Source organism: Candidatus Woesearchaeota archaeon (assembly GCA_021735165.1).
Lineage (GTDB): Archaea > Nanobdellota > Nanobdellia > Woesearchaeales > 21-14-0-10-32-9 > JAIPET01.
Genome location: JAIPHP010000016.1, coordinates 15439 through 27470, shown reverse-complemented (window position 1 = coordinate 27470; position 12032 = coordinate 15439). Strand labels below are relative to the sequence as shown.

Below are 12032 nucleotides of genomic sequence, written 5' to 3'. Positions count from 1 at the left end.
TTGCTGGGTTTAAGCAGTATGCTGTTGAGTTAGGTTTGGATGTTGAGCAGTTTAATAGTTGTTTGGATTCTGGTGAGTATGCGCAGAAGGTTAAGGATGATATGGCGGAAGGTCAGGCTAATGGTATTAAAGGAACTCCAGGGTTTATAATAAATGGAGAACTTATAAGCGGAGCACAACCATACGCAGTATTTGAACAAGCAATAAATACAGCACTAGAAAACTAAAAAATAACTTTTAATTTTTTTATTAATTTTTTTTTATTAAATATTGTTTATTGTTAGAAGCATATTCTGGTGAGTAATTTTTATCAATAACTGGGTAATTTTTCAAATCATTATTAGGCCTCTTTAAATCTTTCAATCGCTCACTTTCCCAAACATTATGTCTTAATTGATTATACTCTGCAACTCTCTTCAAATATTCAAACTTAGCACTATTTGGTTCATTGAAAGGAAGAGGAATATCCTTAAATCTAAGAGTTTGCTCACGTGAGGTGAGAAGAACTTCCTTTTCCAATTCTAAAACATTGTCATCTGAATAAACAACAATTCTGTCTGGCAAATCATCAACAAAACCACCCCTAAAAATATCTGTTTCGCCAATTTTATGTTCAACAACAACCTTTGCGTCATTAGCAAAATAAATCATCTCATTTTTTAAAAAATTAAGTCCATAAAAGGGTTTATCAAAATCAACATTATTAAACCATTCAAAAACATTTTGCATAAAAACTTTATTGCTATAAGTTCCAAAACCAATAGATTCATCAAAAGAAAACTTATCTCCTAAAGACTGCAAGTAAAAAAATCCTCCAAAAAAAGCAGCGCACGCAGTTAAATTAGCCCATTGCAAAAATCCACTTGTTTTTTTCTTAGAAAAAATTTCGTTTGCTTGTTTTTCTTCAAAATCTTTCATATTTTTTTTAGTTCAAAATAACTACTATATAAATATTTCCACTGACGAGTGGTTAGAAATCTACTAAACTTTTTTGATCCTTATTAAAACGCTCCAATCTCTTAGGGGGATTGACTGCACAAAAACTAAATCCCCACTTTTCAAGCATTTCCTTAGCATTAGGAGCAATCTCAGGAGCAGCAATAACACCCTTAACACAATCGCTTTTAATGCCCTTAAGTTCAACAATTTTCTCAACATACCTTCTTAGCTGTTGAATAGCACTTAAACCTGCAGTATACCTCTTACATTCAACAACAACTAAATTACCCTTATTATCATGACCAAATACATCAATAAAACCAAATTTAGTATGTTCCTCTCTAGACAAAGGCTTAAAATCTCTTCCAATTAAATCAGGATGTTCCTTAATCATATCACTCATATCTTTCTCACTACCAACCAAAACAAGCTTCTTACCATCTTCAAGCTTCATATGCTGTAAAGAATACACTCGCAAAATTTCAATATCTAAATAATCTTTAAATTTAGAATTATAAGAACTTAAAACTAAAATACCTTGCTCGTTCTCATCAAAAACAACGCTAGATTCATTTTTCATATAATTAATAGGACTGCTGCCTTCAGGTTGGTGAACTAAAATGCTATTATCTGCTTTAATAACAATCAACCTATCTCCATCTCCTAATTCAGCTTCGGCTCTTCCAGAATACTTAACTTTACACCTACAAAAAAAACTAATAGTTTCATTACCTGCCAAAGCTTTTTCGACATCCAAACGAAATAAATTCAAATCCATAAGAACAAAAAGCAAGAACTCAAACTATAAAAAAGTTTACAAAAAACAACTCTTAACCTCAAACAATAAAAAAGTCCTAAAAACAACATAATCTTTATAAATAAAATGCTATTTCAATACCAAGAGGTATAACGATGGGAAGGATAAAGACAAGACTTGCTAAAGCAATTTCAAATGAACTAATGGAAACACACGGAGAAGAATTCACAAAAAACTTCGATGAAAACAAAACAAAAGTATCCGAAAGAATAACGCAAACAAGCAAAAAACTAAGAAATATAATCGCAGGATACGTGACAAGAATTAAAAAAGCAGAATAGGTAGGTGAAACCAAATGATGACAGAAGACAACTCGATATTTATCGGGAACAAACCTTTTATGAACTACGTAACAAGTGTAGTTGTGCAGTTTACAACAAAAGGCGCAGAAGAAGTAATAATAAAAGCAAGAGGAAAATTCATTGCAAGAGCAGTAGACGTAGCTGAAGTCGCATCAAAAAGATTCTTAAAAGACCAAATCGCAATAAAGGATATAAGAATCAACAGTGAAGAATTCCAAAACAAAGAAGGCAGAGATGTCAGAGTATCCACAATAGAAATCATTCTTCAAAAACAATAAAAACAATTTTTTTTCTAAATTTTTTTATTAAAAATATCATTTAACTTAGATTCCCTCAAATTTTTAGAGAATACGCTCTTATCGGTTTCAAGCTCTTCAGGACTCTCATAACTTAAAAAATGCCAAACTCTTAAAACAAATTCTAAAAAAATAACAAAAACAAAATAATAAACTAAAATGTTTGCATTCTGCAAAGCAGTGCTTGGTAAATCCATCAAAGGAACATACGTAAAATTGCTAGTATTAACAACAAAAGCACCTAATAAAGCAAATGGCAGAAGCTTTGCTAAATCTTTAGCAAGATCCTCGTCATAATAAGCACAAATCCTAATAGCTCCAACAACTGCAATACCTATAAGCATCAACTCATTAGTAACTTCATTAGCCATCAACGTAACAAGAACGCTCAAACCAGCAAACCACACAAAAACAAAAAAAGGAAAAATAATCAAATACTCAAGAACATAAAATAAAACTCTTAAAAACTTCTCCCAAAAATCATGAGTTGCATTATTATACTGATTCAAATCCAAAGGAAAAACATCTTTTCTAGCAACAAACCTATAAAAACGAAAAATAAAAACACTATAAATGACAACACCGAAAATAAATATGGCAATTTCCTTCCAATAAGACCATCCCACCTCAAAACTAAAACCCATAAACTCTAACTAATAAACAGCGTTTATAAATTTAACCAAAAAATTCCTTAAAAATATTGCTCAAAAAACGCATAATTTGTCAAAAAAGCATCATTAAAAACTAAAAATCTCCGTTGAAACCCAAAACAAAACTAATCATTAGAAACCTTTAAATAAAAATCAATGAATTCTAACAACTAAAATGTCAAACAAAAAAATAAACCTAAAATTTCCAGACGGTTCAACGAAACAATACGCATCTGGAACAACAGGACTGCAAATAGCCCAAGAAATAAGCGAATTCTTAGGTAGAAACGCACTAGGAATTCTAGTAGATGGAAAAATCCTAGACTTGACAACCAGTTTGACAACAGATGTGGAAGAATTTAAAATTCTAACATTTAAAGACGAAGAAGGAAAAGAAATATTCAGGCACTCATCAGCACACCTATTAGCCCAAGCAATATTAAGACTATTTCCGGAAGCACAACTAACAATAGGGCCTGTAGTAGAAGAAGGATTTTACTACGATATAGATCATCCGCCATTTAAAGAAGAAGATCTAACAAAAATAGAAGAAGAAATGAAAAAAATAGTCAAAGAAAAAATAGACGTAAAAAGACACGAAGTAACATATGAAGAAGCAAAAAAAATATTTTCAAACAACAAATACAAAATAGAACTTCTCGAAGAATTTGAAAAAGAAAACCCAAAAGAAAAAGTCTCCTACTATGAACAAGGAGAATTCAAAGACCTATGCAGAGGACCTCACGTTCCAAATACAGGAATGCTAAAAGCAATTAAATTAACTAAAATAGCAGGAGCATACTGGAGAGCAGATGCAAAAAACAAACAACTACAAAGAATCTACGGAATAAGCTTCCCAGATAAAAAAGAACTAAATGAATACCTTAAAAAAATTGAAGAAGCAGAAAAAAGGGATCACAGAAAAATAGGCAGAGAACTAGATCTATATTCATTTCACACAGAAGCACCAGGAATGCCTTTCTTCCACGACAAAGGAACATATATTTGGAATAAACTAGTAACTTTTATGACAGAATTATTACAAGAAAGAGATTATGAAATGGTAAAAACTCCAATAATATTAAATCAAAACTTGTGGAAACAATCGGGGCACTGGGAACACTATAAAGATAATATGTATACAACAAAAATAGATTCTCAAGATTTCGGAGTAAAACCAATGAACTGCCCAGGACATTTAATAGTTTATAAAAACAAAAGATACTCCTACAGGGAGTTACCTTTAAAAATGGGAGAATTTGGTCTAGTACACAGACACGAACTTTCAGGAGTTCTTTCAGGACTGTTTAGAGTAAGATGTTTTACTCAAGATGATGCGCACATATTTTGCACAAAAGAACAAATGAAAGAAGAAGTAAAAAAACTTCTAGAACTAATAGATGTTGTGTATAAAACATTTGGTTTTGAATACCAAATGGAATTAAGCACAAAACCAGAAAAAGCAATGGGAGACCCGCAGCTTTGGACACTAGCAGAAGACACACTAAAAGAAACGCTTCTGGAAATGAAAGCAGACTACAAACTAAATGAAGGCGATGGAGCGTTCTATGGTCCAAAAATAGACTTTCACTTAAAAGATGCAATCGGTAGAACATGGCAATGCGGAACAATACAACTAGACTTTCAAATGCCAGAAAATTTCGACTTAACATACGAAAGCCAAAATGGTGGAAGGGAAAGAGTCGTGATGATACATAGAGCGATCCTTGGAAGCGTAGAAAGATTTTTAGGAGTACTAGTAGAACACTATGCAGGAAAATTCCCCTTATGGATAAGCCCTGAACAAGTAAGAATACTAACAATTGCTGATAGACACGAAATATACGCTGAAAAAATAAAAGAAGAACTTAAACAACAAGGAATAAGAGTAACCATAGACAACAAACAAGAAACACTAAACAAAAAAGTAAGGAATGCCCAACTAAATCAAGTAAACTATATTTTGGTCGTCGGGGACAAAGAAGCAGAAGAAAAAACAGTCAACATAAGAACAAGAACTGGAGATCTCCACGGAACAAAGAATCTAGAAGACTTCAAAAAACAATTGCTTGAAGAAATAAAAAACAAGCAATAAAACAATTTTTTATCAACATTTTTAAATAAACAATAATTATTCTAATAAAACATGGGCCTATAGTATAGCCTGGATAGTACAACCGGCTTCGGAGAGATTTTTAGAAAATCTCATAAAATGAGCAAGAATAAAGCTTATTTAAAAGATTTGTTTCGCAGAAACCGGTAGACGGGGGTTCGAATCCTCCTGGGCTCATCTCGATTTAACATTAAGAATTTATTTACAAGTACATTTTCCTATAGAAATACATGTTCTTTTGCAAACTCCTTTAAATGAGTTTTTTCTCATAGGCAAATAAACGCCAGTTCTAGTCTCATAATTGATAGTGTTTGAAACATATGCATTATTGCCATAATTATAAGTCATAGTTTTAGCTATTTAAAGTGTTTTAAAAAATTTATGAATCAATTAAACAAGTTACTAAGAAATACTCCAAATATTGTCTCCGACATAATGAATGTTCTTTATGACTTTTCCAGAATCCATAGAATTTATTTCATTCGAAGCATATAAAGTCTTTCCAATCGCTATACATTTATTATTTTTTTCATCTACTATGCTGACCGTATCATTTTTACTTATAGATTCTTCAACTTTAACAATGCCAGGTCTTAAAACATCTGCTCCATTACACAAAAATTTAATAGAGCCCATATCCACAACGACTCTTTTTAAAAAATTATTTTTTAACAACAGCTTAATCGTTGGAACTAATTTTTTTTCAAAATAAAAAAATGCTACTTCATCATTAACTTTAATATATTCAGAGCCTTCTATATCAAGTTTTTGAACGTTATCTTTTTTATTAAACAATTCTAAACTGTATAGTTCAAAAATTTGTTTATTTAACAACTTAATATCGGATTTACTTAATGTTCTTAATTTCATCACTTTAATAAAAAAATAATCACTTATAACATTTTTGGTATTATCCAGACTAATGATTCACAAAACTTATTAATGTAGTTTTCCTTCATAAATATAACCCAACAACAAGCATCGGTCCGAGGAAATATTTCCTCGGGCACTATTTTTATGATGCTTTCTCATTTCCTAAAACCTCTTAATAAGAGAAACAAAATCTTAAAAAAAGCATAATCTGATTTTTTTTATGACTGGCGCTCAAAAATGAAAACAAAATTTTAGAACAAATTCAAATTCTTAAAAAAATTTATAAAGTTTTGTTTAACTCAAACACTTATGAAATCTCACACAGCATATTTAGAATTTAACACTAGAAAAACACAAGAATTTATTTTAATAACTGACTTTGTAGCTCAAGAAATAAAAAAATCTGAAATACGGGAAGGCCTTGTCCTAATAAACCCGATGCATATAACTTCGGCAGTATATGTTAATGATGCTGAATCTGGATTAATACAGGATTTTCAAGAATGGCTTGAAAAGCTAGCGCCTTCAAGTCTAAACTATAAACATCACCTGACTGGAGAAGACAACGCTGATGCACACCTAAAAAGACAATTAATGGGTCATCAAGTGACAATGGCAATAACAAAGGGAAAATTAGACTTAGGACCTTGGGAACAAATTTACTACGCAGAATTTGACGGACAAAGAAGAAAAAAAGTTCTAATAAAAATAATAGGAGAATAAAACTTGAAAATACAAATAAAAAAATTGACCAACGAAGCAATAATACCCAGATATGTAAGAGAAAACGATGCCGCAATGGATATACATAGCATAGAAAGTTACATTCTAAAACCTGGAGAAAGAAAAGCATTCAAAACAGGAATATCAATAGCTTTTCCCCCAGGCAATGTCATAGTTGTAAAAGACAGATCTGGTCTTGCAGCCAAATATGGCATAACAACGCTTGCAGGAGTCATAGACTCAGATTACAGAGGGGAATACTTGGTTGTGTTACTAAATACTTCTGAAGAAACAATTAAAATTGAGAAAGGAGAAAGAATAGCACAACTATTGATGCTTCCAATAGTGCGCCCTGAAATTGAAGAAGTAAAAGAATTAACAGCTTCTAAAAGAGGGGAAAGCGGTTTTGGCAGTAGTGGAAAATTTTAATCAAAGTACGCAATCATATTTCTTTTTTTGTTTATTACTATAAGGAAATTTTTTGCAAACATCAGGTCTTGTTTCATGCACTATACAACCAAAACCTTGTTTTAAAAAAATACAATCTTGACTTTTAGGTTTATGAATCAAAAAAGCAGAATTGTCAACCCAACGTTCAACACAAAGAATTATATCATATCTTTGTTGTTTTTTCCATCGTTTAATATCCGAACTTTTTACTCGGACAAGAGTTCCTCTACAACAATTATGACAATTGCCACAAGGATTATGGTTCACTAAGATTAGAATTATTTTCAAGATTTAAATCTTTCCAATTTAACTTTTTGTGTCATTAATTTTCAGCTTAACTTTTTTTAAGAGCATTCATATCAAAATTTTAATCATCAAATTCTATTTCTCCATCAAGATAGACTCCTTTTCTAAGCTTTACAGGTCTCCAGTTATCCTCAATAAGCTCAGCATTAAGCCAATTTGCTAATTCCTCAGGATTGCCTATGGTTGCACTAAGACCTATTATTTGAATATTTTTTAGTTTCTGTTTTAGAATGGTTATTATTATTTCAAGAGTAGGACCTCGGCTTACATCATTTAGCAAATGAATCTCATCAATCACAACAGTCTTTAATCGTTCAATCCACTGCGCTTTATGTCTTAGTAAAGAATCGAACTTTTCACTTGTCGTTACTATTATATCGTTTTGACCTAAATAAGTATCTGCAGAATCAAGATCTCCTGAGCTAACACCTATTTTTAAATTAGGATAATCTTGTTTGAATTGCTTATATTTCTCAGATGCTAAAGCTTTCAAAGGAACAATATAGGCTGCTTTTCCTTTATCGTGAAGAACGGCGTTTAAGAAAGCAAACTCTGCAACTAAAGTCTTTCCAGAAGCAGTAGGCGTACATACAAGCAAGTTCTTATCTTCAAACAAGCCAGCACTAATGCTTTTATGCTGGGAGGGTCTAAGTTCTTCAAAACCTTTTTGTTCTAATAATTCATAAACCCTTTGAGGAATTTGTTTTTTCATTAAAGAAATTTTCATAAAAGCAAGAATTTCATTCTCATATTTATTGATTGTTATAAAAATCTCGAATAATTAGCTTTTTTTAATAATTTACATTTCCTCTAGTGCTTTAATATTGAGTAAAAAAAGCCCTTCTTTTAACACATATTTAACTTTACCAATCAAGAAAAGTCTAGCCATTTTAATTTCTTCATTTTCTACTATGACAGGAGTTTCATGATAATAATTATTAAATAATTGCGCCAACTCTAAAATATAATTCGCAATTAGTGAAGGCCTATATGATTCTGCAGATTTTTTTATTACAATATTAAAATCTCTTAGTTTGTTTATTATGTTCCTTTCAGAATTTAAATTTAAAAGTTCATAATCTATTTCTTTAGGAGTTATGCCAGCTTTTCTTTCAATACTACAAATTCTGGCATGACTATACTGAATATAAGGGCCTGAATCTCCTGTAAAACTCAACGATTGTTTTGGATCGTAAACAAAATCTTTATGAGCATCATATTTTAATATAAAAAAGTTCACTGCACCCATAGCGATACTTTCAGCTCTTTTGTTTAATTCTTTTTCTTCTAAATCATCATATCTGTTTTTTAATTCTTTCTTTGCTAAATCAATCATATCTTTTCTGAATGTGTCCGCATCAACAATGGTGCCCTCTCTGGATTTCATTTTGCCATCAGGTAAATAAACCATGCCGTAAGCTAAATGATAACACTTATCTGCAAAACTAAAACCAATCATCTTTAGAATTTCAAATAAGACCTTAAAATGATGGATTTGTTCAGTTCCAACAATGTAAATAGCTCTATCCATGTTATAATCTTCATATCTTTGCCTTGCTAATTCAATATCTTGAGTGACGTAAATACTCGTGCCATCAGCTCTTAATAAAACTTTTTTACCAAGACCTGCATGTTCTAAATTAGCAAGAACAGATCCATCTTCACCTTTTTCAAAAATGTTTTTACTTAAATTTTTAAGAATTATTTTCTTACCGTTCTTGTAAGTTTCACTTTCATAATAAACTTTTTCTCTAATAACCCCGTAATTTTTAAAAGATTTTTCAAAACCTTCAAGGCACCAATCTCTCATCTTTTGCCATAATTTTCTAGTTTTTTCATCACCAGCTTCCCATTTTAAAAGCATTTCTTTAACTTGTTCATCAAGTTCAGGATTTTTTTTAGCTTCCTGAGAAAATTTAACGTAATAATTTCCAACAAAATAATCTCCTTTTATACCAGTACTTTTAGGGGTTTTTTCATTTCCAAATAATTCGTACGCAATCATAGATTTGCAAATATGGATTCCTCTGTCGTTGACAACATCAACAGGAATGACTTTGTGACCAACATAGCTTAAAATGTTTTTTAAAGAAACACCTAACAACATATTTCTAACATGCCCTAAATGTAAAGGCTTATTAGTATTAGGACCTGGAGATTCCAAAACTATCTTATCAGACTTATCAACTTTAATAGTTTCTTCTAATTCATCCAAAATATTTTTAGCTAAAGCAGATTTTTTAATCCAAAAATTAACATATGGTCCTTTAGAAACTGAAGATTCTAAAAAATCTGCGTCTAATGTTTCTGCTAAATTTTTAGCTATTTCTGCAGGGGATTTTTTCAATTCTTTTGCCAAAATAAAACAAGGAAATGCATAATCTCCGAGTTCTTGTTTTGGAGGAATCTCTAAAATGGACTTAACTTGTGCTACGTCTAAATCTATATTTTTTGAGACTGATTTTAATTCGTTTATTATTTTTTTCGCAATTAATTGTTTAAAGCTCATTTCATAAAAATATTTATGAAACTATATAAAATTATATGTTAATAAATAGTTAATGGCATGTTATTTGATAGAAATTATTAGAAAAGAAATTATCAGAAAAGAAAAAATAAAATTTTATTCTTCTTTTTTTGCTTCAGTCGCATTAGGTGTTTCTGTTGTAGCTTCTGCTTTGGGTTCTTCAAAAAGAGGAGTTTTGCCTTCTTTTAAGACTTTTAAGTTAATTTGAGCAGTTTTTTCATGTATTGTATTTCCTGCCATTGTTTTTCTTACTTTTCTACCTTTTCTATTTTTTCTTATACCAGTTCCAGAAACAATAAGTATTTTTTTTCTAGCAGTGCCCATGACATCTTTTCTCATTGGAACTCCTGTGTAATCTGAGCCTCCCATTATTTGAAACTCATATCCTTCCATGCTGAATAAATCACCTTTTATTGTTTCCCCAATAATTTTGCCAATAAAAACTTCGGCTTCATCATCTTTCACTTCTTTTTTTAAAGATTTCTTAGATTTAGGGTCTCCGATATTTAATTTAAATTCCGCCATTTTACATGTTCCTCCCGAGATTTCCCGTCAATGCAGGTCTCAGTTTTATCACGAAAAACAAATCGTTTTATAAATGTTTACAAAACATTTAAATATTTTAAGCAAAATTGTTCTTTTAGCAGTAATTATCGGTGGGGGAAATAATGAAGTACGAATCTGTTTTTGAAGCATACGATATTAGAGGAGTGGTTCCTAAGGAAATAGATGCTAAATTTGCAACTCTTCTTGGTAAGGCATACGTTCAAAGTCAAAAAACCAAATGCATAGCTATTGGATATGATGGTAGATCTTCATCAAAAAAGCTTTTTCAAGCGCTTTGCAAAGGAATAAATATGCAAGGTTGCGATGTTGTTGAAGTGGGCCAATGTAGCACGCCTCATCTTTATTATGCTGTTGCTAAAGGCAAATATGATGGCGGAATAATGATAACTGCGAGCCATAACGCCAAACAATATAATGGTTTCAAATTACTAGGGAAAGAAGCTCGCCCAATCCACGCAGGAAATGGCAGTTTAGATATTCTTGATTTAATGAATAAAAATGAGTTTGATAAATCAATGAAAAAAGGCAAGATATCAAAAAAAGCCTGGGTTAATGAATACAAAAAATACCTAAAAGATGCGCTTTTATCAAAATCTAAACAGAAAATTAAGCTTTCAGAATTGAAGCTAGTAGTTGATCAAAGTAATGGTTCAGGTAAATTGGAATGTGATGTAATTAAACAATTGTTTCCAAAAACAATCATTTTAAACTCAAGAATTGCAGGAACATTCCCTGGTCATGAACCTAATCCCCTGAAGTTTCATGCAAGAAAACAATTAGTCTCTCAAGTTAAAAAGCAAAATGCTGATCTTGGATTAATCTTTGATGGCGACGCGGACAGAGTTTGTTTTATTGACGAATTAGGGGAATTTGTACGCCCCGATTTAATACTTTTGTTGCTGATGGATGATTTGAAAAAAGGAAAAATAGTTTATGAAGTAAGAAGTTCTAAATATATTCCCGAAAGAGCAAACCAGAAGGGTTTAGGTGCAATTCTTTCAAAAGCAGGAAGAACAAATATTGTGGATGTGATGAAAACTGAATCTGCAGAAATAGGAGGAGAAGGTAGTGGGCACTACTTCTTTAAAGACTTTGGTTATATGGATTGTGCAGGACTTGCAGCTATAAAAGTGCTCAATAAATTAATAGATAAAAAACCTTCTGATTCAAAAAAATTCTCTGAAATGATAAATGAATTAAATCCTTATTTTCATTCTGGGGAACTAAATTTAAAAGTAAAAAACCAAAGCAAAGCTTTTCTTTTAATAGAACAAGGCTTTAAAGATGCTACAAAAACACTTTATCTTGACGGATTATCGTTTTATTATGAGGATTATTGGTTTAACATAAGAAAAAGCAACACAGAACCTTTATTAAGAATAAATGCGGAAGCCAATTCTCAGAAAAAATTAGATGAGATAACTAAAAAAATAACTAAATTAATGAAACTCGTCAAATAAAGCTTTTAT

Annotated in this window: 15 protein-coding genes and 1 tRNA gene; 8 read left to right on the top strand and 8 right to left on the bottom strand. The window is 31.1% G+C overall.

Translation table 11 applies throughout. The features are described 5' to 3' along the window. Positions 1-227 (top strand): DsbA family protein (locus tag K9L97_04605; GenBank protein MCF7872286.1); only part of this gene is annotated, 227 nt, incomplete at its 5' end. 22 nt (positions 228-249) lie between these two features. On the opposite strand, the gene K9L97_04600 is transcribed toward K9L97_04605, so the two are convergent. Together K9L97_04600 and nucS are read right to left on the bottom strand one after the other, a co-directional pair. Then, positions 250-918, bottom strand: coding sequence for a hypothetical protein (locus tag K9L97_04600; GenBank protein MCF7872285.1), 669 nt, complete (start codon positions 916-918; stop codon positions 250-252). A 52-nt stretch (positions 919-970) separates the two neighbouring features. Continuing rightward, complete coding sequence (gene nucS, locus K9L97_04595) at positions 971-1717, bottom strand: endonuclease NucS (protein MCF7872284.1); 747 nt, start codon at positions 1715-1717, stop codon at positions 971-973. A gap of 134 nt (positions 1718-1851) precedes the next feature. On the opposite strand from nucS, the gene K9L97_04590 reads away from it, so the two are divergent. Both K9L97_04590 and albA read left to right on the top strand, forming a co-directional pair. Then, the gene (locus K9L97_04590) at positions 1852-2037 is read left to right on the top strand and encodes a 30S ribosomal protein S17e (protein MCF7872283.1); all 186 of its coding nucleotides are present in this window, start codon (positions 1852-1854) and stop codon (positions 2035-2037) included. A gap of 17 nt (positions 2038-2054) precedes the next feature. Further along, positions 2055-2336, top strand: a complete 282-nt coding sequence (gene albA / locus K9L97_04585; protein MCF7872282.1) for a DNA-binding protein Alba — start codon at positions 2055-2057, stop codon at positions 2334-2336. Positions 2337-2350: 14 nt separating this feature from the next. On the opposite strand, the gene K9L97_04580 is transcribed toward albA, so the two are convergent. Beyond that, complete coding sequence (locus tag K9L97_04580) at positions 2351-2998, bottom strand: hypothetical protein (GenBank protein MCF7872281.1); 648 nt, start codon at positions 2996-2998, stop codon at positions 2351-2353. A 181-nt stretch (positions 2999-3179) separates the two neighbouring features. Here K9L97_04580 and thrS point away from each other — a divergent pair, with 181 nt between their 5' ends. Together thrS and K9L97_04570 are read left to right on the top strand one after the other, a co-directional pair. Beyond that, the gene (gene thrS, locus K9L97_04575; protein MCF7872280.1) at positions 3180-5099 is read left to right on the top strand and encodes a threonine--tRNA ligase; all 1920 of its coding nucleotides are present in this window, start codon (positions 3180-3182) and stop codon (positions 5097-5099) included. 53 nt (positions 5100-5152) lie between these two features. Continuing rightward, a tRNA-Arg gene (locus tag K9L97_04570) sits at positions 5153-5294 on the top strand. 225 nt (positions 5295-5519) lie between these two features. Here the strand turns inward: K9L97_04570 and K9L97_04565 are convergent. Next, complete coding sequence (locus tag K9L97_04565; protein MCF7872279.1) at positions 5520-5987, bottom strand: RNA-binding protein; 468 nt, start codon at positions 5985-5987, stop codon at positions 5520-5522. Positions 5988-6299: 312 nt separating this feature from the next. On the opposite strand from K9L97_04565, the gene K9L97_04560 reads away from it, so the two are divergent. Further along, positions 6300-6713 carry a secondary thiamine-phosphate synthase enzyme YjbQ gene (locus tag K9L97_04560; protein MCF7872278.1) on the top strand — a complete coding sequence of 138 codons (414 nt, stop codon included), beginning with the start codon at positions 6300-6302 and terminating at the stop codon, positions 6711-6713. 3 nt (positions 6714-6716) lie between these two features. Then, complete coding sequence (dut, locus tag K9L97_04555) at positions 6717-7142, top strand: dUTP diphosphatase (GenBank protein ID MCF7872277.1); 426 nt, start codon at positions 6717-6719, stop codon at positions 7140-7142. Here dut and K9L97_04550 read toward each other — a convergent pair whose 3' ends face one another. From K9L97_04550 to K9L97_04535, 4 genes are all read right to left on the bottom strand, one after another. Further along, positions 7143-7451, bottom strand: a complete 309-nt coding sequence (locus K9L97_04550) for a YkgJ family cysteine cluster protein (GenBank protein ID MCF7872276.1) — start codon at positions 7449-7451, stop codon at positions 7143-7145. It abuts the gene before it with no gap. A 79-nt stretch (positions 7452-7530) separates the two neighbouring features. Next, positions 7531-8196, bottom strand: coding sequence for a DEAD/DEAH box helicase (locus tag K9L97_04545; GenBank protein ID MCF7872275.1), 666 nt, complete (start codon positions 8194-8196; stop codon positions 7531-7533). A gap of 72 nt (positions 8197-8268) precedes the next feature. Then, complete coding sequence (argS, locus tag K9L97_04540; GenBank protein ID MCF7872274.1) at positions 8269-9978, bottom strand: arginine--tRNA ligase; 1710 nt, start codon at positions 9976-9978, stop codon at positions 8269-8271. A 114-nt stretch (positions 9979-10092) separates the two neighbouring features. After that, entirely contained in the window at positions 10093-10521 is a 429-nt protein-coding gene (locus K9L97_04535; protein MCF7872273.1) for a 30S ribosomal protein S6e, read from the bottom strand. Between the two features lie 143 nt (positions 10522-10664). Between K9L97_04535 and K9L97_04530 the strand changes: the two genes are divergently transcribed. Continuing rightward, the gene (locus K9L97_04530) at positions 10665-12023 is read left to right on the top strand and encodes a phosphomannomutase/phosphoglucomutase (protein MCF7872272.1); all 1359 of its coding nucleotides are present in this window, start codon (positions 10665-10667) and stop codon (positions 12021-12023) included. Positions 12024-12032: the final 9 nt, after the last annotated feature.